This is a genomic window from Synechococcus sp. BL107 (genome assembly GCF_000153805.1).
In the GTDB taxonomy this organism is placed as follows: Bacteria; Cyanobacteriota; Cyanobacteriia; order PCC-6307; family Cyanobiaceae; genus Parasynechococcus.
The window spans coordinates 1,146,381-1,172,048 of record NZ_DS022298.1 but is presented as its reverse complement, the minus strand read 5'-3'; the positions used below and the strand labels follow the sequence as shown (position 1 = coordinate 1,172,048).

The 25,668-nt window shown below is 56.4% G+C and carries 26 protein-coding genes, 3 tRNA genes and 1 other RNA gene; 18 read left to right on the top strand and 12 right to left on the bottom strand.

Annotation, left to right across the window (positions count from 1 at the left end):
* Window positions 1–26 precede the first annotated feature (26 nt).
* From trpC to BL107_RS06080, 5 genes are all read right to left on the bottom strand, one after another.
* Entirely contained in the window at window positions 27–911 is an 885-nt protein-coding gene (gene trpC / locus BL107_RS06100; RefSeq protein ID WP_009789404.1) for an indole-3-glycerol phosphate synthase TrpC, read from the bottom strand.
* Between the two features lie 53 nt (window positions 912–964).
* On the bottom strand, window positions 965–2,407 hold the full coding sequence (lpdA, locus tag BL107_RS06095; RefSeq protein ID WP_009789403.1) for a dihydrolipoyl dehydrogenase: 1,443 nt from the start codon (window positions 2,405–2,407) through the stop codon (window positions 965–967).
* A gap of 5 nt (window positions 2,408–2,412) precedes the next feature.
* Entirely contained in the window at window positions 2,413–3,252 is an 840-nt protein-coding gene (locus tag BL107_RS06090; protein WP_009789402.1) for an RNA methyltransferase, read from the bottom strand.
* Between the two features lie 19 nt (window positions 3,253–3,271).
* Window positions 3,272–3,520, bottom strand: coding sequence for a hypothetical protein (locus BL107_RS06085; RefSeq protein WP_037988802.1), 249 nt, complete (start codon window positions 3,518–3,520; stop codon window positions 3,272–3,274).
* Window positions 3,521–3,554: 34 nt separating this feature from the next.
* Window positions 3,555–3,638, bottom strand: a tRNA-Leu gene (locus BL107_RS06080).
* A gap of 155 nt (window positions 3,639–3,793) precedes the next feature.
* Between BL107_RS06080 and murA the strand changes: the two genes are divergently transcribed.
* The 5 genes from murA (at window position 3,794) to BL107_RS06055 (ending at window position 8,224) form a co-directional block, all read left to right on the top strand.
* Window positions 3,794–5,095, top strand: a complete 1,302-nt coding sequence (gene murA, locus BL107_RS06075) for a UDP-N-acetylglucosamine 1-carboxyvinyltransferase (RefSeq protein ID WP_037988801.1) — start codon at window positions 3,794–3,796, stop codon at window positions 5,093–5,095.
* Between the two features lie 53 nt (window positions 5,096–5,148).
* Window positions 5,149–5,230, top strand: a tRNA-Leu gene (locus BL107_RS06070).
* A gap of 8 nt (window positions 5,231–5,238) precedes the next feature.
* The gene (locus BL107_RS06065; RefSeq protein ID WP_037988177.1) at window positions 5,239–6,423 is read left to right on the top strand and encodes an aspartate aminotransferase family protein; all 1,185 of its coding nucleotides are present in this window, start codon (window positions 5,239–5,241) and stop codon (window positions 6,421–6,423) included.
* Entirely contained in the window at window positions 6,420–7,667 is a 1,248-nt protein-coding gene (locus tag BL107_RS06060) for a folylpolyglutamate synthase/dihydrofolate synthase family protein (RefSeq protein WP_009789398.1), read from the top strand. The genes BL107_RS06065 and BL107_RS06060 overlap by 4 nt, the downstream gene beginning before the upstream one ends.
* Window positions 7,668–7,732: 65 nt before the next feature.
* Entirely contained in the window at window positions 7,733–8,224 is a 492-nt protein-coding gene (locus BL107_RS06055) for a pentapeptide repeat-containing protein (protein WP_369791579.1), read from the top strand.
* A 7-nt stretch (window positions 8,225–8,231) separates the two neighbouring features.
* Here the strand turns inward: BL107_RS06055 and BL107_RS06050 are convergent, their stop codons facing one another.
* The 3 genes from BL107_RS06050 to BL107_RS06040 are packed head-to-tail and all read right to left on the bottom strand — an operon-like array spanning window position 8,232 to window position 11,318.
* Window positions 8,232–9,590 (bottom strand): FAD-binding oxidoreductase, encoded by a 1,359-nt coding sequence (locus BL107_RS06050; protein WP_009789396.1) that lies wholly within the window; start codon window positions 9,588–9,590, stop codon window positions 8,232–8,234.
* A gap of 34 nt (window positions 9,591–9,624) precedes the next feature.
* On the bottom strand, window positions 9,625–10,890 hold the full coding sequence (locus BL107_RS06045; RefSeq protein ID WP_009789395.1) for an amidohydrolase family protein: 1,266 nt from the start codon (window positions 10,888–10,890) through the stop codon (window positions 9,625–9,627).
* Window positions 10,887–11,318, bottom strand: coding sequence for a DUF4359 domain-containing protein (locus BL107_RS06040; RefSeq protein ID WP_156779402.1), 432 nt, complete (start codon window positions 11,316–11,318; stop codon window positions 10,887–10,889). The genes BL107_RS06045 and BL107_RS06040 overlap by 4 nt, the downstream gene beginning before the upstream one ends.
* A gap of 42 nt (window positions 11,319–11,360) precedes the next feature.
* Here BL107_RS06040 and BL107_RS06035 point away from each other — a divergent pair.
* The 6 genes from BL107_RS06035 to ftsZ all read left to right on the top strand — a co-directional run bounded on the left by BL107_RS06035 (window position 11,361) and on the right by ftsZ (window position 16,540).
* Window positions 11,361–11,433, top strand: a tRNA-His gene (locus tag BL107_RS06035).
* 102 nt (window positions 11,434–11,535) lie between these two features.
* Window positions 11,536–12,948 (top strand): tRNA (N6-isopentenyl adenosine(37)-C2)-methylthiotransferase MiaB, encoded by a 1,413-nt coding sequence (gene miaB / locus BL107_RS06030; protein WP_255344618.1) that lies wholly within the window; start codon window positions 11,536–11,538, stop codon window positions 12,946–12,948.
* A gap of 59 nt (window positions 12,949–13,007) precedes the next feature.
* Complete coding sequence (locus BL107_RS06025) at window positions 13,008–14,060, top strand: D-alanine--D-alanine ligase family protein (RefSeq protein WP_009789392.1); 1,053 nt, start codon at window positions 13,008–13,010, stop codon at window positions 14,058–14,060.
* Between the two features lie 22 nt (window positions 14,061–14,082).
* A complete protein-coding gene (locus BL107_RS06020) occupies window positions 14,083–14,493 on the top strand; it encodes a hypothetical protein (RefSeq protein ID WP_009789391.1) in 411 nt (136 codons plus the stop codon).
* Window positions 14,494–14,496: 3 nt separating this feature from the next.
* Window positions 14,497–15,309, top strand: coding sequence for a cell division protein FtsQ/DivIB (locus BL107_RS06015; protein ID WP_037988175.1), 813 nt, complete (start codon window positions 14,497–14,499; stop codon window positions 15,307–15,309).
* Between the two features lie 85 nt (window positions 15,310–15,394).
* Complete coding sequence (gene ftsZ / locus BL107_RS06010; protein WP_009789389.1) at window positions 15,395–16,540, top strand: cell division protein FtsZ; 1,146 nt, start codon at window positions 15,395–15,397, stop codon at window positions 16,538–16,540.
* A gap of 14 nt (window positions 16,541–16,554) precedes the next feature.
* Here the strand turns inward: ftsZ and ffs are convergent.
* Window positions 16,555–16,651: signal recognition particle sRNA small type (ffs, locus tag BL107_RS12205), an RNA gene on the bottom strand.
* Window positions 16,652–16,694: 43 nt separating this feature from the next.
* Here ffs and panB point away from each other — a divergent pair.
* Complete coding sequence (panB, locus tag BL107_RS12200; RefSeq protein WP_009789387.1) at window positions 16,695–17,507, top strand: 3-methyl-2-oxobutanoate hydroxymethyltransferase; 813 nt, start codon at window positions 16,695–16,697, stop codon at window positions 17,505–17,507.
* Here panB and hemW read toward each other — a convergent pair.
* Entirely contained in the window at window positions 17,389–18,636 is a 1,248-nt protein-coding gene (gene hemW, locus BL107_RS06000; RefSeq protein WP_037988172.1) for a radical SAM family heme chaperone HemW, read from the bottom strand. The two genes, panB and hemW, sit on opposite strands and share 119 nt — an antisense overlap.
* A gap of 39 nt (window positions 18,637–18,675) precedes the next feature.
* Between hemW and BL107_RS05995 the strand changes: the two genes are divergently transcribed.
* From BL107_RS05995 to cbiB, 5 genes are all read left to right on the top strand, one after another.
* Window positions 18,676–19,842 (top strand): PIN/TRAM domain-containing protein, encoded by a 1,167-nt coding sequence (locus tag BL107_RS05995; RefSeq protein ID WP_009789385.1) that lies wholly within the window; start codon window positions 18,676–18,678, stop codon window positions 19,840–19,842.
* A gap of 29 nt (window positions 19,843–19,871) precedes the next feature.
* Window positions 19,872–20,540, top strand: coding sequence for an ATP-dependent Clp protease proteolytic subunit (locus BL107_RS05990; RefSeq protein WP_009789384.1), 669 nt, complete (start codon window positions 19,872–19,874; stop codon window positions 20,538–20,540).
* Between the two features lie 44 nt (window positions 20,541–20,584).
* A complete protein-coding gene (locus tag BL107_RS05985) occupies window positions 20,585–21,187 on the top strand; it encodes an ATP-dependent Clp protease proteolytic subunit (RefSeq protein ID WP_037988170.1) in 603 nt (200 codons plus the stop codon).
* Window positions 21,188–21,248: 61 nt separating this feature from the next.
* Complete coding sequence (ilvC, locus tag BL107_RS05980) at window positions 21,249–22,244, top strand: ketol-acid reductoisomerase (RefSeq protein ID WP_009789382.1); 996 nt, start codon at window positions 21,249–21,251, stop codon at window positions 22,242–22,244.
* A 1-nt stretch (window position 22,245) separates the two neighbouring features.
* Window positions 22,246–23,253 (top strand): adenosylcobinamide-phosphate synthase CbiB, encoded by a 1,008-nt coding sequence (gene cbiB / locus BL107_RS05975; protein ID WP_009789381.1) that lies wholly within the window; start codon window positions 22,246–22,248, stop codon window positions 23,251–23,253.
* 27 nt (window positions 23,254–23,280) lie between these two features.
* Here cbiB and BL107_RS05970 read toward each other — a convergent pair whose 3' ends face one another.
* Both BL107_RS05970 and BL107_RS05965 read right to left on the bottom strand, forming a co-directional pair.
* Complete coding sequence (locus BL107_RS05970) at window positions 23,281–24,039, bottom strand: sugar transferase (RefSeq protein ID WP_009789380.1); 759 nt, start codon at window positions 24,037–24,039, stop codon at window positions 23,281–23,283.
* 31 nt (window positions 24,040–24,070) lie between these two features.
* Complete coding sequence (locus BL107_RS05965) at window positions 24,071–25,300, bottom strand: glycosyltransferase (RefSeq protein WP_009789379.1); 1,230 nt, start codon at window positions 25,298–25,300, stop codon at window positions 24,071–24,073.
* A 63-nt stretch (window positions 25,301–25,363) separates the two neighbouring features.
* Here BL107_RS05965 and BL107_RS05960 point away from each other — a divergent pair, with 63 nt between their 5' ends.
* Window positions 25,364–25,633, top strand: coding sequence for a hypothetical protein (locus BL107_RS05960; protein ID WP_009789378.1), 270 nt, complete (start codon window positions 25,364–25,366; stop codon window positions 25,631–25,633).
* Window positions 25,634–25,668: the final 35 nt, after the last annotated feature.

Sequence of the window (25,668 nt, the reverse complement as noted above, 5' to 3'; positions counted from 1 at the left end):
TCGCAATTCTGCAGGACGGGGCAACATCACGCCCCCACCAGTGAATGAAGGGCCTGCTCTACATCCTCCTGACGCATTAAGGCCTCACCGACCAAAACGGCCTCAGCACCAGCAGCCTGAACCCGATCAAGATCGGAACGCGTAAACAATCCCGACTCACTCACCAGCACGGTGGTGTCCAAATGCAAACGATCACGGAATTGATTCACCAACAATTCTGTGGTGGCTAGATCTGTTTCAAATGTGGCTAAGTCGCGGTTGTTGATGCCAATCAATGAAAAACCTCCAATCGCGAGCACCCGCTCCAGCTCCTTGGCGTCATGCACCTCAACCAACACATCCAAACCAAGGGATTGAGCCACTTTGTTGAGGTAGCGCAGGTCCTGATCCGTAAGGATCGCGGCGATCAATAGCACCGCATCCGCACCAGCCGCTCGTGCCTGAAAAAGCTGGTACGGACTCAGAACAAACTCTTTGCACAGCAAGGGCAAATCAACGGTTTCACGCACCTGCACCAACACGTCAAAACCACCCTGAAAAAATTGCTTATCGGTGAGCACAGATAAACAACTTGCCCCACCTGCGGCATAGGCCTTCGCAATGGCCACAGGATCAAAATCATCACGGATTACTCCCTTACTGGGGCTGGCCTTCTTCACCTCTGCAATCACGGCCGGCTTGATCTGTGCCCGCTTAAGTGCGGCAATAAAATCCCTTGCGGGTGGCAACAAGCTGATCTTTTTTTTCAGTTGATCTAACGGCACTTTCTGCCGCGCCAGATCAACTTCGCGATCCTTCTCCCAAACAATTTTTTCGAGAATATTGCGCGGCTTTTCATCGTCATGGGGAACGCCATACTCAAGGTATGAGACACGAATCTTGGGACTAGGCGAACGACGACGAATCTCCATAACAGTGATGTAAAAGTGAATTGACGCTGGTTAATAACGAATCAAAGACTGAATCAAGCCACCAATTGTGAGGCAGCTTGCTTGTAGGCCACTTCCACCACCTCACTCAAGGTGGGATGCGTATGCACCTCTTGCGAGAGTTGTGAAACGCTTTGGCGTCGTGCCACTGCATTCGCCACTTCTTGAATCAAATCAGCGGCATGCAAACCATAAATATGGGCACCAAGAACCTCCCCGCTGGACTTGTTAAAGAGGAGCTTCATGACGCCATCACTATCAAGCTCTGCCAATGCTTTGGAATTGGCCTTGAAATAGCTGCGTACGGCTCCCAAGGGGAAATTGTCCTTTTCAGCAAGAGCCTTGGCGTCAGCTTCCGTTAGTCCAACAGAGCTGATCTCTGGATGTGTGAACGTGGCCGCTGGAATGCTGCGGTAATCGATGGTTCGCGCGTGGCCAAGGATGTTATCGACAGCCACTGTTCCCTGAGCAGCAGCCGTATGCGCCAACATCAGCTTTCCGGTGACGTCACCAACAGCCCAAAGATGGGGGATTGGTGAATCATTCACCAACACACGCATCGCATCATCAATCGGCACGAAACCACGATTGGTTTCGATGTTTAAGCATTCGAGATTGAGCCCTTTGCTCGTGGGAACACGGCCGGTGGCCACCAACACAGCATCCACCTCCAAGGTCTCGACAAACTCGCGGCTATTGAAGTCGGCCAGTTCAATCTGGACAGGACAACCAGGGGTTACTTTTCGAGCCAACACGCCAGAACGGGCATCGATGTCACGGCCTTCAATCAGGTTGCGGCGGGCAATCTTTGCGATGTCTGGATCAAACGTTGGCATCACACGATCGAGAGCCTCGATCATCGTGACTTCACAACCAAGGGCTGTATAAACATCGGCAAATTCCAAGCCGATATAACCGCTGCCGATGATGGCAATCCATCGAGGAAGCCACTCAAGGTTGATGGCTTCATCGCTTGTGAACACCGTCCGACCATCGGTTTCGATACCAGGCGGAACGAAGGGATCAGAGCCCGTGGCCAGGATCACGTCTTGCGCGGTAATAACACGGTCGACACCACTGGGTTCCCGCAATCCAACCCGCTGGGAGCCCTCAAGACGACCATGGCCGCGGAGAATGGTGACGCCTGATCGTTCGAGCGTCTTCGTCAGGTTGGTGCGAATCGCTTGCACCAATTGATTGGCGTGATCAGCAATTTTTTGACGTTCAAAGCGCACCGGCGCTGCGTGGATACCGAAGCTCGACAGGTGCTTGTCATCGGCAAGCTCACGCACCTTTCCGCTTGCGGCCAGGAGAGCTTTCGACGGCACACAGCCTCGGTTGACGCAGGTGCCACCCATGTCGCGCGATTCAATGATCGCCGTCTTCAATCCATGGTCGGCAGCATGCTTTGCAGCATCAAAGCCTCCATACCCGGCACCGATCACAATGACGTCGAAGTCGAAGCTGGCGTCGCTCACCCGAACTACTGCTGCGTACCGACCATTCTCGCTCTTCGTCGCTCCAAAAGAAGAGGAACCGCCGCAGCTGCCACATTTAACGACTCAACCCTTGAACTATGCGGGAGGGTGACCGCATGGGTGCAACAAGCCTGAAGGCGTGGATGTAGACCAGCGCCCTCGGTGCCAAGCACCAACGCTGTGGGTTGCGTCCAATCCAACTCCCAATAGGGAATCGGACGAAGCGGACCGGATGCATCAGGCACCAAGGTGGCAACCACCTGGATTCCTTGGGCCATGAGCAACCTCAAGGCTTGATCAAGATCGTCGATCGCCTGTTGTTGCTCCGGACCAAAGCGGCGATGGGGCAATTGCAACAGCGCCCCAGCCGATGCCCTTAAGGCTTTCCCCCCCAACGGATCCACTCCAGATCCCATCCAAACGCTTTGGACATCTGCGGCCAAGGCAGAGCGCAACAGGGATCCGAGGTTTCCAGGATCTTGAATTCGGTCCAAAACCAACCAAAAATCACAGGTTTTGGGCGGCTCCGGCAGCAGCGTTATGGGGCAGAGACAAGCCACACCATCAGGAGTCACGGTGCTGAGGGCAGCTCCCAGGACCTCCTCGGTGACACGTCGCCAAACAACAGACGCATCCAACGCCTGGATTAGGTCGGCGTGGCGGTCAAACCAAGCTTCCGTTGCGATGAGCTCAGTGGGCTGTCCCCCGATCCACAACAACTCTTGAAGCAGATGCGTGCCTTCTAGAAGGAGCAGTCCCTCTGCATCTCTCCCAGGCCTGGACGACAACATTCGGAGCCGTTTGACCAACGGATTCCGCCGGCTACTGATCAACGGTTCCGACAAAACTCTCGAAAACTCCTCGTTAGAAGGTGCTGTGCTTTCGGACTTTGAGGCCTTTATGCACATTCAGGTCTTCACCTTCAAGGTCCAAACCATTAATTGCTGCAACCTCTCCTTTTAATCCCTCGGCAGCCAAGTTTTCGATCAACTTTTTAATCACCTGGTCTTCAACCGTCGTTTGGTCGATGGAATCAGGGGTGAGGCGCTCTAGAAATCGGCCAACCTTTGAAGCCACAACTTCCGAAGCATTAGAAATCTTCAGGACGATCATGGTTGGATAATTGTTGGTCGCATCGTCAAGGTAGTGCGGATGGGGAGACTTGAACTCCCACGATGTTGCCACCACTAGTACCTGAAACTAGCGCGTCTACCAATTCCGCCACATCCGCGGGCGTTGTCGTTTTAGCGACCGGATGACCATACGGCATTGACGCATCGCCAACGACCAGCACAGACCAAAGCCATCAATCCAGTTTGAACGCCGGCCGTCTAGACGGTCTCATCCACAATTGCGAATATGCAGAAACGTCAGTTGTTAGAGGACATGGTGGTGGGTGCAATTGCGTCTCAACAGAGTGTCACCCAGCATCTAAACGTCAAAGGCGGTCAACGTTTACAGGGAACGTTGACCGTGAGCGGAGCCAAGAATTCAGCCCTGGTGTTGATGACAGCCAGTCTTCTAACCGACGAAACGGTCGAGCTAGTCAATGTCCCTGACCTAACTGACATTCAAGGAATGGGCGACATTCTGGGTGCGCTTGGAGTGCAGGTTGAGCGCAGTGATAGTCGGGTAGCTCTGACCGCAAAACAACTCACTAATGCAGAGCCTCCCTACGAACTCGTCAATAGCCTGCGCGCCAGTTTTTTCAGCATTGGCTCCCTCCTCGGTCGAATGGGTCACGCCAAGGTTCCTCTCCCCGGTGGATGCCGGATTGGAGCCCGGCCCGTTGTGGAGCACATCCGTGGACTTAAGGCCCTTGGCGCCGTCGTCACCGTCCAACACGGCATCGTGACGGCTTCGGCAAAAGGGTCCAACCGACGACTCAAGGGCGCTGCCATCGTCTTGGATTGCCCCAGCGTGGGCGCCACTGAAACAATTTTGATGGCCGCCGTCTTAGCGGAAGGCACCACCAAAATCGAAAATGCTGCTCAAGAACCCGAGGTTCAAGACCTTGCCAACCTGCTGAATGTGATGGGAGCCAAGGTGACTGGCGCAGGGGGACCCGTGATCACGATTGAGGGAGTGCCATCACTTCATGGTTGCCGCGGTTACGCCGTGATTCCCGATCGCATCGAAGCCGGCACCTTTCTCATGGCTGCTGCGATTACCCGTTCCAGCATGTGTGTAGAGCCGGTTGTACCAGAGCATATGAACGCTGTTCTTCAAAAATTGCGTGATTGCGGTTGCTCCCTCGAGATCAACGGCAGAAGCATCCAAATCACCCCTGGGGAGATCGTCGCAACAGACATCACAACCCAACCTTTCCCTGGCTTTCCGACCGACCTGCAGGCTCCGTTCATGGCCCTGATGTCAACAGCGCAAGGCACCAGCGTGATCAGCGAAAAAATCTATGAAAATCGGCTTCAGCATGTGGCTGAGCTGCAACGCATGGGGGCTGCCATTCGCGTTGATGGCAGCACGGCCATCGTTCAAGGCGTGCCGTCCCTCAGCGGTGCACCCGTCACCGGCAGCGATCTTCGAGCAGCGGCGGCGATGGTGCTGGCGGGATTATCAGCATCCGGCACCACTCAGGTGTCGGGTTTGGCTCACCTTGATCGTGGCTACGACAACGTGGAAACCAAGCTACGTGGTGTAGGCGCAACCGTTGAACGCGACGGTTTCTAAACCAGTCCGTTGAATTCCTGAAACGGGGACGTCAGTCCATACAATTGTTGTGCGGGAGCATGGCGGAATTGGTAGACGCAGTGCACTCAAAATGCACCGACTTCGGTCTTCTCGGTTCAAGTCCGAGTGCTCCCACTGCAATCATGGGCACCTACAACCGTTATCCACTGACTTTGATCAGTGGACGCGGCTGTTGGCTTCGCGACGATCAAGGGCATCGATATCTCGACGCGGTGGCTGGAATTGCCACTTGCACGTTGGGTCACAGCGACAGAGTGATGCGTCGTGCGCTGAAGAATCAGCTGAATCGACTGCAGCACGTTTCCAACCTGTATCAAATCCCAGAGCAAGAACAACTGGCCCGCTGGCTAGTGGACAACAGCTGCGCCGATAGCGTTTTTTTCTGCAACTCCGGTGCTGAGGCCAACGAAGCGGCCATCAAGTTGGCTCGCAAGCACGGCCATCAACGCCTTGGCATCGAACGCCCGATCATCCTTACGGCAGCTGCCAGTTTTCACGGACGAACCTTGGCAGCCGTCAGCGCCACGGGTCAGCCGAGATATCACAAGGGTTTTGAACCCATGGTGGAGGGTTTCGAAACCTTCGAGTACAACAACCTTGCCAGCTTTGAGGCCTTACTGGCCCGTTCGGAAGCCAATGGCCCAAGGGTGTCGGCTGTCTTAATCGAGCCGCTTCAAGGGGAAGGGGGAGTGATTCCGGGGGATCCCACTATTTTTCAAGCCATCCGCCGCCATTGCAGCCAAAGAGGAATCCTGCTGATCTTCGACGAAGTGCAAGTGGGCATGGGCCGCAGCGGTGAACTTTGGGGTTATGAACAGCTCGGGGTTATTCCGGACGCCATCACCTTGGCGAAAGGTCTAGGCGGTGGCCATGCCATCGGTGCCTTACTGGTGAGCCAACAGGCCGACATTTTTGAACCCGGCGACCACGCCAGCACCTTTGGAGGCAATCCTTTTGCCTGTCGAGCCGGTCTCACGGTGGCGAGGGAACTGGAACGACGCCATTTGCTCCGCAATGTGCGCGAGCGCGGTGAACAGCTACGCCACGGATTGGAAACCCTGGTCGAACGCTTCCCAAACGTGCTTCACCAGGCCAGAGGGTGGGGACTTCTGCAAGGACTCGTGCTTCGAGACGATTGTGACCTCAATGCCGGAGCTGTTGTGAAAGCGGCCCTGGATCAAAAACTGCTCCTTGTTCCTGCAGGTCCAAAGGTTGTGCGCATGGTGCCTGCCCTCGTGATCTCCCGTCGTGATGTGTCTGCACTTCTTGCACGCTTGGAGCGCACACTCCAACTGATACAGGCGTGACGCACCCCCCGGACGCTGCACTGCACCGTCTGATTCAGCGCCTTTTGCCACCGTTCGAACAACGGGGCATGGATCTATCCCTGGATCGAATGCATCGCGTTCTCTCTGAATTGGGAGATCCTTGCAGCAACACACCCGCCGTCCAGGTTGTGGGAACCAACGGGAAAGGGTCGATTGCTTGCATGATCCACAGCGGTTTATCCGCAGCTGGTGTGCGTTCTGGACTCACCACCTCACCCCATCTGGTGAGCTGGTGCGAGCGGATTTGCGTTAATCAAAAATCGATCACTCTGGTGGAACTCCATCAGCGGTTACAGGCGCTGGAACCATTTGCGGAACAGCACCAGCTCACCACATTTGAGCGCTTGATCACCGCAGCCTTCCTGCACTTCAAAGCCAACGAGGTGGATTGGATGGTGCTTGAGGCAGGACTCGGTGGCCGCCTCGATGCCACTACAGCCCACCCCCAACGTCCGCTGATTGCCGTGGGTGCGATTGGCATCGATCACCGCGAACATCTCGGGGACACGCTGACGGCCATCAGCCGAGAAAAAGCTGCTGCCATCAGCCCCGGCGCCCACGTGATTAGTGCCGCCCAACTGGATCCTGTGCGTGCCGTTTTGGAAGAGCACACACGCACGGTGGGCGCCACCCTGGAATGGGTAGAACCACTTCCCGATGATTGGGACCTTGGACTACCAGGAACCCTGCAACGGAGTAACGGCGCCGTTGCCTACGGCGCTCTCCGACAAATCCGGAAGTTGGGTTCCAAGATTTCGGATCCATCCATTCGGCAAGGGCTCGCCAAGGCCTATTGGCCCGGTCGTCTTCAAACGGTGCTCTGGAACGGGCGACCGATTCGTCTGGATGGAGCCCATAACCCGGCTGCCGCAGCCCAACTAGCCCAAGAACGTGCGTGCTGGTGCGATCGCCAACACACTCAGCTTTGGATTTTGGGAATTCAAGCCCACAAACAAGCCCCCGAGATGCTGCAGCTTCTGCTGAAACCCAACGACTTCGCCTGGATCATCCCCGTGCCTGGACACGAAAGTTGGACCCTGGATCGTCTATCCGACGCATGTCCAAACCTTGTTGATCAGATGGGACGGGCCAATGACGTGGTGGACGTACTGAATGGGCTGGCCTCAGCACCTGGCTCTTGGCCCAATCCATCTCCACTGATTGCTGGGTCGCTTTATCTGCTCGGTGAATTGATGGCCCAAGGGATTATTGAGGCAAAGTGAATCGGGTTATGGACCAATCCGTGATGCGCCATTCGGTTTTGCGAGCAGCGCTGGCAGTCGCGCTCATGGTGTGTCTTTGGGTTTCGCCCAGCGCCGCCGTCGCCCTCGACACCTCCGCCGGTTTTGGATTGCAAGATCGTGCCCTGTTCCAGGAAACGGTCGATTACACCCTCACCAACCAAAGCAACGGGGATTTTCGAGGTCAAAACCTGGCCAACACCTCGTTTGCTGGAGCGACAGGCCGGGGGGCCGATTTTCGCGACGCAATCCTCCATGGCGCAATCCTCACGCAGGGGGCTTTTGCTGAGGCGGACTTCCGAGGCGCCGACCTATCCGATGCCCTGATGGACCGTGCCGATTTCGTAGCCTCTGATCTACGAGATGCCGTCCTGATTGGGGTGATCGCTTCAGGCAGCAGTTTCAGCAAAGCCCTGATTGAAGGCGCCGATTTCACGGACGCCTTGCTGGATCGTGATGACCAACGACGGCTGTGCCGCGATGCCGATGGCATCAATCCAACCACCGGCGTATCCACCTTCGACAGCTTGGGGTGCTGATTTTCGTTCAGCTGTTTTGAGTACGCTCGAGCCAACCGCGAAGTTTGCCGGGGTTCATCAGGCCATCCGGATCAAAGCGTTGTTTGGCTGCGACTTGATCACCGTCTACAACACCAAGCCCCCCGTCTTCCACGGTGATCACATGGGGGTTAAACACGAAAGCGCCATGGGCACGACAGTCGTCCATGAGCTGCTCTAACAACGCAGCCCCACGCCAACGCACAAGCGGTAATGCCGCCACACGCACGGAGCCTTGCTGTTTCACAAGCTCCAGATGCCACAGCAAATCATCACCCCAATGGTCCCGAAGCGCCTGCATGGCAGGGAGTTCTGGTTGCGGTAACAGCATTTGCAGGTATGTCCAGCCTGGCTCCGAAGCGCGCATGTGCAACGTGGTGTGATTCCAACTCAGTTCCCGTAAACCATTGCCAGCGTTGAAATCCTCCGGGCCAAGATCCTGCAGATCAGCCCCGGAATCAGCGGCTAAGCGTTTCAGGCTTGCAATACCATCCGGGGCCACCAACAACAACAACCTGTGTTGACCCTTGGCCGGGCCACTCCAACCAGGCAAGCAATCCAAAACGGAGGCTTCTAGTGCCGTTGCGAGCTGAAGCGACACGGCGGAGCGTCCACACGCCAACAACAACGCCACGGCATCGGCCCAATCCATGCAGTCGATGCAGACCTGATGCCAGTTCACCGCAGGAGCCGTGGACAACGTCAACGCCGTAATAATCCCGTTCGTGCCGTATGAATGATTCAGTGGTTCCGCCTCAATTTCATCCAATTGATGGCAATGGGCATCGGTCGTCATCGGCACGACCTCAAGACCCAACAAGTGGCCTGGATCGCGCAGAAATCCCCAGCGAATCGAACCAATCCCCCCCGATCCCCCCGCAACAAAACCACCCACCGTTGCGCTGCGCCAAGTACTGGGAAGCAAGCGCAACTCACGCTGATGACGGCGTAGCTCCTGATCCAAATGACTCATCTGGCAACCCGGCTCCACCGTGACGACACCCGTGACGGGATCAAACTTGCGAATGCGCTGCAAACCAGTGGTGAGCATCACCATCCCGCCCTCGAGGGGGACGCATTGCCCATAATTCCCGGTGCCAGCACCCCGCACCGTGAGTGGGACGCCATGTTTGGCACACGCTGCTGCTAACTGTTCGACGGCGGCCACCGACTGAGGGCGAGACACCAACTGCGCACGGGCCCCCGCAAGCTTGGGAGTCAGCACAGGCGAGTAGTCGTATGCATCGCGGGAACAACGCAGCAACTGGCCAGGTTCGTCCTGAAGATCCAGGTCGGAAATATGGGCTAAATCCTGTCTTAGAGCGAGAAGCGCATCGGCGCGAGTCATGGCTGCAGACGGTTCACTCCAATGGGTCTAACCGTTACTTGGTCGGGAATGTCGACGACAACCATTGCCCCTGAACGAGAACACGCCGAGACGACGACCCGCGCAAGACATCCGACCAACTCGTTCCCTTCACCGCCACCAGATCGGCAGGGGCACCCCGACGCAGCACCCCATCCCAAGACAGGCCAAGAACTCCGGCCGCCGCCGTCGTGAAGGGCGCCAAACCAAGACGCTGCCAAGGCAAAAGCTGGGTGAGTGGAATGGCAGCAGCCATCAACGACAGAGGATCGAAATCACCAGCAGGGAACCAGGGATCAGCGACGTTGTCGCCGGCAACGGCAACGCGGACGCCAGATCGTTGGAGTTGTCGGATGGGAGCTTGAGGCCGCTGCAGCGGAGTGATGTCGGATCGTCGTTCCAGCAACCAAGCATTCGTCAGGGGTAGGGCAACCACCTGCAGATTGGCCCTGATCATGCGCTCGCCAAGTCGTTGCAACGCTGCCTGGGGCAACAGCGCAAGGCTGCTGGCATGACTGCAAGTGATCGGCACCTCCACCGGAGTGATCGTCAAGGCCCGTAGGAGCTGTTTCACCCCTTGTGCCGGTGCATGGTCGGCTTCATCAATATGCAAATCCACGGCAAGGCCATGGCGATCAGCCAGCTCAAGTAGGGCCTTCAACGACTGATCGACCGCTGGCCCCACCATTGATGGATCCAGCACCCCGCCCAGAAGCCCCCGGCACTTCGCGAGTCGCCTGGCCATGGATTCCGCCTCAGCACTCGTCCAAAAGGGAAGAGGTGCAAGGGCAACAAGTTGAAGCTCAACCCGATCCTGCCAACGACGTTGGAGCAGCTCAAGCGCGTCCCAACTCGATGCCGCTCCAGGGCCACCACTATCAATGTGGCTACGAACGGCCCTCAACCCCTGCATGAACGCTTGCTGCAGAGCCCGTTCGCCGCGGATCAACACCAGCTCTGTCGATCGGGATTGGTGCTCCACCAGATTGGCCTTTAAGGCTTCCTCATAGGTGCCGAGAAGATTGGGATGGTCTTGCCAGGTGAAGGCTTTATCGAGATGCACATGGGCATCCACGAGCCGTGGCAACACCACATGCTCTGGTGGAGATTGATCTGCATCTAGGGGCCGCAGATCCTCTAAGACACCTTCACACCACTGGATCTGTACGGGCGTAAGCCCCTCCAGCGTGCATGCCGGCACACGGTGTTGAGCCTGAAGCTCAAGCAACCCGCGCGGGATCCAGGCTTGAAGGAAATCGGATCGATTGGGGTTCTGACTCACTCCTCGAAACCCGGATTCGTTTCAGCCCGCAGGATGACAAAACGACCAGCCAAGCCAAGGCTCACAACTTCTGCCTCCGGCAGGCTCAAACCAGGCAGCAACGTTTTAGATCCAATTTGCGTGACGTAGACGCTGCCGATTCCAAAGTTCCAACGCGTTGTGAATCGACCCGCCAAATCAGCGAGGGCCCCTCGCTGCGATGTCACAAGAGCGGAACAATCCTTCACCCATAACCGCAGCAACATCGATAACGCATTTTCATCGCACAGTTCTTCGGCAGCAAGCAGCACCAACTGATCACCGGCATGGGCCTCGTACTCATCAAAAGACGGGTTGGTCCAAATCAGCGCCAAAGCCCCAGCTACACCAAAGCTCACCGCCAACAATGCCGTGACTGGCGGATGCTGACGCGTGAAAAAACGGAACACCTGGTGAGCCGTGGCACGAATTGGTAGATTCTTACCGACACGGCGGGTGTCGCCAAGTGGTTAAGGCAGCGGCTTGTGGTGCCGCCATCCGGGGGTTCGAATCCCCTCATCCGCCCTCAATTTTGAGCCTGACCTGCATCGCTTCATTCCCGAAGGATTGAATGCCGTCAGGATTCAGCCACAGAATCTTTGCACCTCCATATCAGAAGATGGGGAAATGACAGCGACATCCCTGAAAACGTTGATCCCACCGTCTGAACAGGGACTGGATCAAAACCATCGCAGCTATTGGATTACCACCTTTGGCTGCCAGATGAATAAGGCTGACTCCGAGCGGATGGCTGGGATCCTCGAGACGATGGGGTACCGCGAGGCGACAGCAGAACTCGACGCAGATTTGGTTCTCTACAACACCTGCACCATTCGCGATAACGCCGAGCAAAAGGTTTACAGCTATCTAGGTCGACAAGCTCAGCGAAAACGGGACAATCCCAACCTCACCCTGGTGGTGGCGGGATGTGTTGCGCAACAAGAAGGTGAATCGCTACTCCGTCGCGTGCCTGAATTGGATCTCGTCATGGGGCCCCAACACGCCAATCGCCTCGAGACCCTTCTGCAGCAGGTGGATAGCGGACAGCAGGTCGTCGCCACCGAAGAGCATCACATCCTTGAAGACATCACAACGGCTCGACGCGACAGCGCCATCTGTGGCTGGGTCAATGTGATTTATGGGTGCAATGAACGCTGTACCTACTGCGTTGTGCCATCCGTCCGTGGACAAGAACAATCCCGTCAGCCTGGGGCGATCCGGCTTGAGATGGAGGGTCTTGCGGCCCAAGGATTCAAGGAAATCACGCTTCTGGGACAAAACATTGATGCCTATGGGCGTGATCTACCTGGGATCACAGCAGAAGGACGCCGTGAACACACTCTTACGGATCTCCTTCACCAGGTTCATGACGTCGAGGGACTTGAACGCCTGCGTTTTGCCACGAGTCATCCGAGATATTTCACCGAACGATTAATTGACGCCTGCGCTGACCTTCCCAAAGTCTGCGAACACTTTCACATCCCCTTTCAAAGCGGCGATAACGAACTCTTGAAGTCCATGGCCCGCGGTTACACGGTGGAGCGTTACCGGAGAATCATCGATCGCATTCGCGATCGGATGCCCGATGCCTCAATTAGCGCTGATGTGATTGTGGGTTTTCCAGGCGAAACAGATGCTCAATACCGACGAACCCTGAATCTGATCGACGAGATCGCCTTCGATCAGGTGAACACCGCCGCTTATTCACCCAGGCCCAATACCCCGGCTGCCACTTGGGACAATCAGCTCTCAGAAAGCGTGAAGGTCGAGCGTCTCAAGGAAATCAATGCCTTGGTGGAACGCAATGCCCGCGAACGCAATGCCCGGTATCAAGGACGGACGGAAGAAGTTCTTGCCGAGGGCATCAACCCCAAGGATCCTGAACAACTGATGGGTCGTACCCGCACCAACCGGCTCACGTTTTTCAGTGCCACTTCGGCCGATGGGCATCTTTACCAGCCTGGAGATCTTGTGAACGTTCGCATTGATGCGGTGCGTTCTTTTTCTCTCAGCGGGACCCCCCTACCCAGCACCCCCTGACCAGTAACGCAGTGCACTGATACGTTTGGCGCTCTTGTTTAACGGGGTCAGCCCGAGCCATGGAGTCGCGACCCACAACGATCGGTCTTGTTTTTGGCGGCTACTCCGGCGAGCACGAGGTCTCCATTCGGTCAGCAGCCACGGTCATCCATGGTCTACGCAGCGGCGAAAACAGTCAGCGCTACCGCGTGATTCCGTTTTATATCGACCAGGAGGGGCGCTGGTGGGGAGAAACGGTCGCCAATCGGGTCTTGGCGAGTCAAAAGCCCATCGATCAATCTGACCCGCTCAAGGCCAAAGGCTTTCGGGGTCTCCCCGAGGGCAGTGAGACCGTTGAGGTTTGGTACCCGGTGTTGCATGGACCGAACGGAGAAGACGGAACTGTTCAAGGCTTGTTCAAACTGATGCGTCAGCCCTTCGTTGGTGCAGGAGTCCTCGGATCAGCGGTGAGCATGGACAAGCTTGCGATGAAAGCGGCGTTCACAGGCGCTGGCCTGTCTCAAGTGCCCTACGTCGGACTGAATGCCACCGATCTCAATGATTCCATCCGACGTGAACATGTTTTGGATCGGATCGAAGCCGAACTGCACTACCCATGCTTTGTGAAGCCAGCCAATCTCGGCTCTTCGGTGGGGATCAGCAAAGTGCACAACCGTTATGAGCTGGAGCAAGGCCTCGACCATGCGGCGCAGCTCGACCCTCGTCTGGTGGTGGAACAGGGCGTTCATGCCCGAGAACTGGAGTGCGCTGTTTTAGGGGGACATCAGCTTCGATCGTCTGTTGTTGGAGAGGTGCGCTTCGATGCCGATTGGTACGACTACACCACGAAATACACCGCCGGGCTTAGTACAACGGTGATCCCGGCTGAGCTGCCAGAGGGTGTCGCCGAGCGTGTTCAGAAACAAGCCCTCGAAGCCTGCTCGGCACTGGGTGTTACGGGAATGGCCCGCGTTGATTTTTTCTACGACGACACCAAACATCAACTTTGGATCAATGAAATCAATACCCTGCCTGGCTTCACAAGTCAGAGCATGTACCCCATGCTCTGGGAGGCCAGTGGCGTAACACTCGACCAGCTCGTGCACAAACTGGTTCAATCCGCAGGAGAATGAAAGCAGCGTCCCCACTGTCCCGATGAGTCACGGACTGCTCTGGCTTCCACTCCTTTTCGCCTTCGTCCTGCTGGCCTCCCTTGGTTGGCTAGAACGTCGTCGTCAGACGATGTTTCGCACCTGGGCCAAGGGGTCAGAGCTCGCCAAACTTGACGGCAGCGGCGGAGCACAGCTCAAAAATGGGCAGCTCCATTGGAGCCGTTTTGAAGCTGGAAAATTTCAAGATCAAGGAAGCTTCGACGTTTGCAAGCTGGAATTAGTTGAGCTCATGGCACTCGCATCGGGCGATGCACCTCTCACCGATGAATCCCAAGGCCCCTGTCGTTTGAGGTTGGTGGGCAAAGGCCTGCAGATGGATGTGCCATTTGCCGATGCCGAACGGGCCAGAAACTGGGGGGGGCAGCTCATGGCGCGAGCCCGCTGCGATCTCTGAACGGTGAGTCGTCCTCTCTCACCGCAACGCGCACGCCGTCGAGAACTACGCCAGCGCAAACGCCGAGAGCTTGGTGTTCAAGCATGGCGTGTAGCGATTTGTCTGTTGCTCGGCAGCGGCCTTGGCTGGTTGTTGCTGCGCCATGGATGGACCATGGACAGCATCGACAGAATTGTGATCAGCGGGGATACAGGGCTCAGAGCTGAACAAGTGGCCCAAGCGGGGAAGCTGTCTTTTCCCCAACCGCTATTTGAAGTGAGTCCTGCGGAGCTGGAGCGCCAGCTTCTCCGCGACCTTCCTGTACAGGCAGCATCGATCGAAAGACGCCTCCATCCAGCCAGGCTTGAAGTCCATCTGCTGCGTCAAACGCCAGTGGCTCGTGCGACCCGACAACAGGCGGGATTACGAGAACGCGGAATGGTCGATGCCGACGGTCGTTGGATCCCCCTCAGTGCCAACTCGTCCATGCCCATGCCGTTATCGGCCATCACCGTTCATGGCTGGAGGCTGTCTCAACGACTCGCCATTGCCAAACTCCTTGAAGATCGCAACCGATTCCAAGGCAAGCTCCAAACCATCACCGTGCATCCGGATGGAGGAATCAGTTTGCGAACAAGCAACACCGGTCGTATCGACCTGGGACAAGATCGCGGACGATTGAATGAACAAATTGACGCGATCGTTCAGCTGAGACGAACCCTGCCTCCGGACTTGTTAAAGCCGAATCAGGGTTACCTGGATCTCACGAATCCCGACCGCCCCGAGCTTCAGCTACCCGTGACAACCGTTCCTGCTTCAGAAGCGCCAATCCCTTGAATGAGAAACGCTGCACACCCTCAAAGTCGATCAACCTGTCTTTAGTTGAGGCTAATTCGAGCCAATAACTGCTCTCAGAGACATAATGCAGCCACACATCACTCATTCTGCCGAAGCGATGGAGATGGCGAGCGGTCGGACCTCCTTAGAAAGTGCTGGGATTCAACCCAGCCAGTCGGCTCGCATCGAGGTGATCGGCGTCGGTGGTGGTGGAAGCAATGCGGTCAACCGCATGATCCTGAGCGACCTGGAGGGCGTCGCTTATCGCGTTCTGAATACGGATGCACAAGCCTTAATCCAGTCGCAGGCCATTCATCGCCTGCAACTCGGCCAAACCTTGACAAGAGGCCTAGGTGCCGGCGGTAATCCCACCATCGGCCAGAAAGCAGCGGAAGAATCCCGCACCGATCTGCATGATTCGCTTCAAGGAGCCGATTTAGTTTTCATCGCGGCTGGCATGGGCGGCGGAACGGGAACGGGTGCCGCCCCCGTTGTCGCGGAGGTCGCCCGTGAGATTGGTGCCCTCACCGTCGGCATCGTCACGAAGCCCTTCAGCTTCGAAGGACGTCGGCGCATGCGCCAAGCCGACGAAGGCATTGCTCGATTAGCAGAGCACGTCGACACTTTGATCGTGATTCCGAACGATCGACTCCGTGATGCCATTGCTGGGTCACCGCTTCAAGAAGCATTCCGCAGCGCTGACGACGTTTTGCGGATGGGCGTCAAGGGCATAAGCGACATCATTACTTGCCCTGGCCTGGTCAACGTTGATTTTGCCGATGTCCGGTCGGTGATGACGGAAGCCGGAACAGCCCTCCTCGGCATCGGCATCGGGTCCGGTCGGTCCCGTGCGATCGAGGCAGCACAGGCGGCAATTGCCAGCCCCCTTCTCGAAACCGAACGCATTGATGGAGCGAAGGGCTGCGTCATCAATATCAGCGGTGGCAAGGACATGACCCTTGAGGACATGACCACAGCCTCTGAAGTGATTTACGACGTGGTTGATCCAGAAGCCAACATCATTGTTGGTGCAGTCGTTGATGAAGCGCTTGAAGGAGAGATTCACGTCACCGTGATCGCCACGGGCTTCGAAAACAACCAAACCTACCGATCTGAACGCACGAATCGCGTCGCTAATAATCCGTTATCTCCCCAAATCGCGGAAGAAAACGGAGCTCGGATTCCTGAGTTTTTAAGACGTCGGCAACAGGAAACCGAGAACCAGAACTGACTTCAGCATTGTTTGGTGACCCGGAGTCCACGCCTGTCCTGAGCATCCCGTGTGGCTGCTACCTTCCGGTCCTGACCAGATTTGGGCGTCAGAACCGCATGGGTCCGAGTCACTGCGATGCTAGCAATGTGATGAAGGGGAGACCGAAAGTTTCATGCGTCCCTTCGACCTGATCCGTTTCAAGCAGAGCGGACGCCCAATCACCATGCTGACGGCTTGGGATTGCCTCTCGGCTGCCTTGGTTGAGGCGGCAGGGGCCGACGTGGTTTTGGTGGGTGATTCGTTGGGGATGGTGGCGTTGGGCCATGCCACCACGCTGCCAGTCACCCTCGATCAAATGCTGCATCACACCCTTGCCGTGGCCAGAGGATTTACGGCATCCCATGACCAGCAGCCGCTGCTCGTTTGTGACTTGCCATTCCTCAGCTATCAATGTGGTGCAGACCTGGCGGTGGCCGCTGCGGGAAAACTCCTCAAAGAATCCTCCGCCGCTGCGGTGAAGTTGGAGGGAGCGGATCCCGAGATCGTCGCTGTTGTGGCCCGGCTGGTGCGAATGGGCATCCCTGTCATGGGTCACTTGGGCCTGACGCCTCAATCGGTGCATCGTTTGGGATACCGACGCCAAGCCCTGGATCCAGTCAGTCAGGACCGTCTGATCCAACAGGCCTTGACCCTCGAGGAAATGGGTTGTTTTGCCCTCGTGCTGGAGCATGTTCCCGCCGAGCTGGCCGGGCGAGCAAGGGATGAGCTAGGAATTCCTGTGATCGGCATCGGCGCCGGCGACGACTGTGATGGGCAGGTGCGTGTCACAGCAGATCTATTGGGTATGACCCCACAACAACCGCCGTTCAGCCCCCCTTTGTTGAATGGACGCCAGCTCTGCACAGAGGCCCTGAGGGGCTGGATCCAGCAGCATCGGGCTGGCTCTCCCACCACAGCACCACCTCCAGCAAAACCCGATTGCTAAGGGCCATCCCCTCCGGATCTTTTAAACACCATCGACCGGCACGCCGCTGCATTAATCCCTCTTTGAGGAATGGTGCCCATCGCTCTTCCAAGGCTGTGATCTGGGCAGAGCTCAGATTGAACGCACCCAAATCCATTCCCTCCTCTCGCCGCAATCCCACCAGCAGCTGCTCATCGAGGGGCACTCCGAGTCCACACTCCGATTCACGGTGATCGTCCAACCACGCTGCATAGGCCTCACGGGTCCGCGGCCGAGCGATGCGTTGTCCCCATGGGGCGGATGTTGCCCCCATGCCAAACCCCCACCAACCCGCTCCACTCCAATACACCCGGTTGTGCCGCGACGCATGCCCAGGCCTGGCATGGTTAGAAATCTCGTAACGACGCAACCCCGCTGTGGATAGACGGGCCGATGTCAGTGCCATCAGATCGCAGGAGACATCGTCGTCGGGCAATGCCAGATCACCTTGGTTGAGCCTGTGATGGAACACCGTTCCCGGTTCCACAGAAAGGTCGTAAATCGAGATATGCGGCGATCCACAGGCGATGGCCCGATCCAACTGATGCTCCCAGCCCGCCAGGGTCTGTCCAGGCAGGCTCTGAATCAAATCCAAGCTCCAAGAGCTGAGTTCCCCAGATCGATAGGCATCGTCCATCCATTCACAGGCCTCTAAGAGATCCTTGGCGCGATGGCGTCGACCCAACTGCTCCAAGACCGAATCATCAAAACTTTGGCCCCCAAGGCTGATCCGGTTCACCCCAAGGGCCAAAACTTTCTTCAGCTGATGCTGATCAAAACTGGCGGGATCCATCTCAAGGGTGATTTCCGCACCTTCTTGCAGCCCGTAGCGCAACCGGAGCTGATCGAGCAAATCAGCGATCTGATCCGGACTTAAAAGCGATGGAGTTCCACCTCCGAAATACACCGTAGAAAGCGGTGGACCCGTTGGTGCAAAAGCGATCTCACGATGCAAGACCTTGAGATAACTTTGGATTGAAGCACTCCCTGGTCCCTGGCCACCGCGGGCCCGATCTCCAAGGGGAACAACAGCAAAGTCGCAGTAGTAACAGCGACGGTGGCAGAAAGGAATGTGGAGGTAGGCGCTGCGAGGTGGAGCGGGATAAGGCATGCTTCGATTATTCGGACTGAGCTGCCACGACCTGAGCCCATGGTGGATCCGCTCATCCTGCTGCTGTTCATCCTCTCCGGCTCTGCCGCTGGGTGGATGGGAATTCATCTCCTTCCGATCGGAGTGGTGAACGAAACCACCGATGCAGAGCAACTTCGTTTGATCCTGACGGCCTCAGGCGGTGGGATTGGATTGATCGCTGGCCTCGTCTTCAAAAGGCTGCGGGTGAGCCTGATGCAGCAGGTCCGCACGATGCCGACCGATCTGCTTGTAAGCCGAGCCTTGGGATTAATCCTGGGCTTGCTGGTAGCCAATTTGCTGCTGCTTCCGGTTTTGCTGCTGCCTTTCTCCGGTGGCGTTGCGCTGGTCAAGCCACTCCTGGCGGTTGTCAGCAATGTGTTTTTCGGAATATTGGGAAGCAACCTCGCCGAAGTGCATGGACGCACCCTGCTTCGGTTGTTCAACCCAGCCAGCACTGAAGCACTGCTGGTCGCCGATGGAGTGCTCACCCCAGCGACCGCAAAAATCCTCGATACAAGCGTGATCATCGATGGTCGTATTCGCGGCATGCTCGCCTGTGGCCTGTTGGAGGGTCAGGTGATCGTTGCGGAATCTGTGATTGATGAGATGCAGCAACTATCGGATTCGACCAACATCGAAAAACGGGCTAAAGGTCGTCGTGGACTGAAATTATTGAGGGATTTACGTGAAACCTATGGCCGCAGGTTGGTGATCAACAGCACCCGGTACGACGGCAAAGGCACCGACGACCGCCTGCTTCAACTCGCTGGAGACACTGGCGGAACCTTGGTGACAGCAGATTTCAACCTGGCCCAAGTCGCTCAAGTGAAATCCCTCAAGGTGATGAATCTGAGTGAGTTGGTCATTGCATTGCGCCCAGAAGTGCAACCTGGTGATGAACTCAAATTAAAAATCGTTCGGGAGGGCAAAGAAGCCAGCCAAGGGGTTGGTTACCTCGAGGACGGAACGATGGTGGTCGTCAACGATGCGCGGGAGCTCATTGGACAGCGACGTCCTGTCGTGGTGACCGGTGCCCTACAAACACCGACTGGTCGGATGGTGTTTGCTCGGCTCGAGGCCAACAAAGAAAATAAATCAAGTGATAAGGGAAAAAGTCAGGTCAAGAGTGAGGCCAAGTCCAAAACCGATCAAACCACTGCTCAACGACCCATCGACCCCCGCTAGGCTTTTTCCACTCGAGATGTTGCGAGGAAATGACCACGTCAGCCCCTTATTACGGCGACGGCGCCGCAATGAGAACGCCGCCCCCTGATCTTCCTTCTTTGCTTCTCAAAGAACGGATCGTTTATCTGGGATTGCCGCTCTTTTCAGATGACGATGCCAAGCGTCAAATGGGCATTGACGTTACCGAATTAATTATTGCCCAATTGCTTTTTCTGGAATTTGATGACCCAGAAAAACCAATTTATTTTTATATCAATTCAACTGGAACGAGTTGGTATTCCGGCGACGCAATTGGTTTCGAAACAGAGGCATTCGCTATCTGCGACACCCTGCGTTATGTCAAACCTCCCGTTCACACGATCTGTATCGGCCAGGCCATGGGTACTGCTGCCGTGATCTTGTCTGCAGGAACCAAAGGTCAGCGCGCAGCGCTACCGCATTCCTCCATCGTTTTGCATCAGCCCCGCAGTGGTGCTCAGGGACAAGCCACCGACATCCAAATTAGAGCCAAAGAGGTCTTGCACAACAAGCAGGCCATGTTGGAGATTCTCTCCAACAACACGGGTCGCACTGTCGAGGAGTTGAGCAAAAACTCAGACAGAATGAGTTACCTAACGCCCCATGAAGCCGTTGAATTCGGCCTCATCGACCGGGTCCTGAGCAGCCGCAAAGATCTCCCCGGCTCCACAGCTAACTGATCGTTTTCATCCTTCTTTTTTTACTCACTTCCCTGACCTGACCCATGCCGATCGGTACTCCTAGCGTCCCTTATCGTCTTCCCGGCAGCCAAATGGAGCGCTGGGTCGACATCTACACCCGTCTCGGTGTTGAGCGCATTCTTTTCCTCGGATCTGAGGTGAACGATGGCATTGCCAACAGCCTCGTTGCTCAAATGCTTTATCTCGACTCTGAGGACAGCAGCAAACCGATCTATTTGTACATCAACTCCCCAGGTGGTTCCGTCACTGCAGGTCTAGCGATCTTCGACACCATCCAATACGTCAAAAGTGAGGTGGTCACTATCTGCGTGGGGCTCGCCGCCTCCATGGGAGCTTTCCTCTTAGCGGCTGGAACGAAAGGGAAACGGGTGGCCCTACCGCACAGTCGGATCATGATCCACCAACCCTTGGGCGGTACAAGTCGTCGTCAGGCGAGCGACATTGAAATCGAGGCCCGTGAAATTCTCCGCATGAAAGACATGCTCAACCACTCCTTGGCCGACATGAGTGGCCAGACGTTCGAGAAAATCGAAAAGGACACGGACCGCGACTACTTTTTGAGTGCGCAAGAAGCCATGGACTACGGCCTGATCGACCGTGTGATCTCTCACCCGAACGAAGCCTGATCCAAACCAGACGGCACCTGCGTAAGCTTTTGCACTGCTCCGCTCTGCAAACCCGCCCCGGATGGCCCAGCTTTTCTACGACTCCGACGCCGATCTTGGTCTGCTGAACGGCAAGACCGTTGCGATCATTGGGTATGGCTCCCAAGGCCACGCCCACGCCCTCAACCTCAAAGACAGCGGCGTGAACGTCGTCGTTGGTCTTTACGAGGGCAGTCGCTCGGCGGAGAAAGCCAAGGCCGATGGTCTGGAAGTTTTAACTGTGGCCGAAGCCTCCGCCAAGGCGGACTGGATCATGGTGCTGCTTCCGGATGAATTCCAGAAGGACGTTTACGAGAAAGAAATCGCTCCCCACCTCCAGAGTGGGAAGGTTCTGAGCTTTGCCCACGGTTTCAACATCCGCTTCGAACTGATCAAGCCTCCGGCTGATGTCGATGTGGTGATGATCGCTCCCAAGGGGCCAGGTCACACCGTGCGCTGGGAATACCAAAACGGGCAGGGAGTTCCTGCCCTGTTCGCAATTGAACAGGATTCTTCCGGAAATGCACGCGGCCTTGCCATGGCCTACGCCAAAGGCATTGGTGGAACGCGAGCCGGCATTCTTGAAACCAACTTCAAAGAAGAAACTGAAACCGACCTCTTCGGTGAGCAAGCCGTGCTCTGTGGAGGTCTTTCAGAATTGGTCAAAGCAGGCTTTGAAACGTTGGTTGAAGCGGGCTATCAGCCTGAATTGGCTTACTTCGAGTGCATGCATGAAGTGAAGCTGATCGTCGACCTGATGGTGAAAGGCGGGCTCACATCCATGCGGGATTCCATCTCCAACACCGCCGAATACGGCGACTACGTGAGTGGACCTCGCCTGATCACGGCCGATACCAAAGCCGAGATGAAGCGTGTCTTGGCGGACATTCAAGACGGCACCTTCGCGAGGAACTTCGTCGCCGAGTGCGATGCAGGAAAACCTGAAATGAAAAAGATCCGGGAGCGCGATGCCCAGCATCCGATTGAAAAGGTTGGAAAAGGCCTTCGGTCGATGTTCAGCTGGCTAAAAGACGCTTGATTTGATCGTTGTTCAGCCCGGAATTTGGCTGGTTGCGGCCGCCGCCGGGCTGGATTGGTTAATCGGAGATCCCGCCCGGGTTGTGCATCCCGTCGTCGTGATGGGCTGGTTCATCAAAACGCTGCGGTCCCTTTTGGAATGGGTGGTGGGTGACGATCCCTTTGCCCTCAGGCTGGGTGGTGGGCTGATCACCATGACAGTGGTGCTGGGTAGCGGCACGGTGGGCTGGGCGATTGAGCGCTTGTGTTTTGCTCCAGCACCCATCCATGCATTGGGCTGGAGCCTGCTATTGATTGGGTTAGCAAGCGCCCTGGCCGCCCGTAGCTTGCGATCCAGCGTGCGTGCTGTGATCTACGCATTGCCAACGACAATCGGGCAGGGGGATCTCACGACGGCGCGCCAACGACTCAGCTGGATTGTGGGTCGCGATGTCAGCGAGCTGAATGAGCAAGAGATCCTTCGAGCAACAGCGGAAAGCGCTTCGGAAAATGCAGTGGACGGTCTGTTTGCACCGCTGTTTTGGATGCTGCTCGGATTAGCCCTTTGGAGAATCAGACCAGATCTCCCCGGTCCATTGGCCCTGGCTTGGGCCTTCAAAGCAAGCAGCACCCTGGACTCCATGCTCGGGTACCGAACGGGTCGCTTGTACTGGATGGGCACCGCTGGAGCTCGTCTCGACGACCTGCTCACCTGGATTCCCTGCCGAATCGTGATGGTGACGTTGCCGCTCGTGGCGCAACCATGGAGCCAATGGTTTGAATTCGTTCGAGCCGCAGAGCGCGATGGAGCTCCAGATCCATCGCCAAATGCAGGACGCTCGGAGGCAAGCTTCGCCCACTGCGCCGGCATACGCCTCGGAGGCCGCAATCGCTACGGGGCCAATTGGGTGAATAAACCGATCTTGGCTGAAAACTGCCCACCACCCGATCGAACGGCAATTATGAGGGTGTTGAACCTCAACCTCAAGCTCGAACTCTTCTGGCTACTTGGAGTGATCTTGATCTGGTGAGCTCGAAAAACGAGTCAGGCGAATGCCCTAATAGGCACCGCGATCCATGGGGAGCAACAACACCCCAAAGGTGCGAAGAATAATGGCAACATCAAGGACGAATGAACGACCACGGGCGTAAGCCAAGTCGAGTTTGACTCGCTTTTTATAACTGAGATTATTACGACCACTCACCTGCCAGAGGCCAGTGAGGCCAGGGCGCACAGCCGCCACTTCATCCATATAAGGGCCGTAACGACTCAATTCTTTATCGACAATCGGTCGAGGTCCAACGACACTCATCTCACCGCGCAAAACGTTGATGAACTGAGGTAATTCGTCGAGGCTCGAACGTCTTAAAAACTTTCCAACCCAAGTAATGCGCGGGTCGCTCTTGAGCTTGAAATCACGTTCGTATTCAGCTCTCAGCTCGGGATCTTCAGACAACACCTTGGCAAGGACGACATCTGCATCAGGGCGCATTGTGCGGAACTTGATGCAACCAAAACGTTGGTAATCCCGACCCACACGCCGCTGAACGTAAAAGACAGGGCCGGGTGAACTGAGTTTGATCAAACAAGCCAAGAGCAGAAGCACCGGTGAACCCAAGCCCAAAACGGCCAAGGAAAAAACCACATCTCCAGTGCGCTTCAGTCCCCGACCAGTCCTGCTCTGCTGGCGAATCAATGAACCAGCGGTGAGGGTGGAGGGCGGGGCCGATATCACAGCCAAATGGGGGCGATAAGAACCCCGCCCGATTCCCAAACCGGTGGTTTTACGCAGAGAGGGCCGGGGGGCCGTGGTCAAAGGCTCAGTTTGCGTCTCAACACACTCAACGTCAGGAGAACAGCCCTGACACCTCGGCGGGGTCACTCGCCGCAACGGCACAGCGCATCTGGTGGTCTGCCCACGACCGACGCATGGACGCCTCAAAGCGGGCCGCAAACGCCTCCGGACGAAAACGTTCAGCCCAAGACCTAATGGACTCTGCGTTGAACGACTCAAGCCGCTGCTGCTGCTGAAACCACTGAACGGCCTGCATCACCGACTCCACCGATTGGTCGGGGAAAAGCACGCCAGTGGGCTTTGAGCAACCTTTGGCAGCACATCGCACCGTGTCGAGCAAACCACCACGACCGAGGCCGATAACCGGAGCACCTGCCGCCATGGCTTCGACCGGAGCAATCCCAAAATCTTCAAGCCCTGCATACACAAAGGCGCGACAGCGCGACATCAACGTTTCCACCTGCTGCTGGGACTGACGCCCCAACAGGGTGACGTTGCCCCCTGCGAGCGCCTCCAAGCGCGATCGCTCTGGGCCATCGCCAACAACCAATAAAGGAAGACCAAGCCGATTAAACGCCTCAACCACCAAATCGACGCGTTTGTAGGGAACCAATCGACACACACATAAAAAGGTGTCGTCACGGCTGGACTGCCAACGGAACCGCGCCACATCGACGGGGGGATGGATCACTTCAGCATCACGTCCCCAGAACTTACGAATCCGGCGAGCAGTAAAGCGAGAGTTTGCGATGAGGTGATCCACACGCTGAGCGCTGAGTTGATCCCATTGCCTCAACGCATGCAATTGCCAGCGAATGAAAGGGCCTAGCCCCCGTCGAGCCAAGGCTGAACGATGGAGGTAGGCATGCATCTGATCCCAGGCGTAACGCACCGGCGTATGCACATAACTGATATGGAGTTGGTCGGGCGACGTGAGCACCCCTTTGCCCACAAGGTGACTACTGCTGATCACCAAATCAGCATCCCCAAGATCAATTTGCTCGATCGCCATCGGAAGGAGTGGCAAATATTGCTGCACATGGCTCACTCCCCACGGCAAATTCTGAATCGGACTGGTACGGATTGAACGGCCCGACAACCAACTACCTCGGCGTTTGCTTTCACCATCAACAAGAGCCGCCAGGGTGGGTTGCCGCTCGAGATCGGTCAGCAAGCGATCCAAAGCCTCAACAACAAGCTCCGCTCCACCGGTTGATCGGGGAGTAAACCATTCATGAACGAGAGCAATGCGCCGGGGCAACGCATCGGAGGCCGGCGACATGATCTTTGACGAAGTATCCATACAAATTCTCTCAGCTCGTTGCAGGGTCCTTAGGAGCTCACGATGCTGGTGGACATGTACAGCTCGAACCTAACGATCAACACCCTCCTTGAGGAGGCGTTGAACGAACCGGACATCGGCACAACCAGCCGATTCCGATGGCACGCAACTGCCATCGGAATCGCTGCGCTGTGGACGGAAACCAATACGCCAAGCACTCCCCCCTTCGAGGATGCACTCCAAGAAGGTTTAACCGTGGGCTTAGACCTCAGCCGCGAAGAACGCGAATTTCACCAAGTGGAACAAGGACTTGTGCTTCTTTTTCATTCTTGATCAAGTCCGTATAAGCCAATAGTCCATTAAGGACC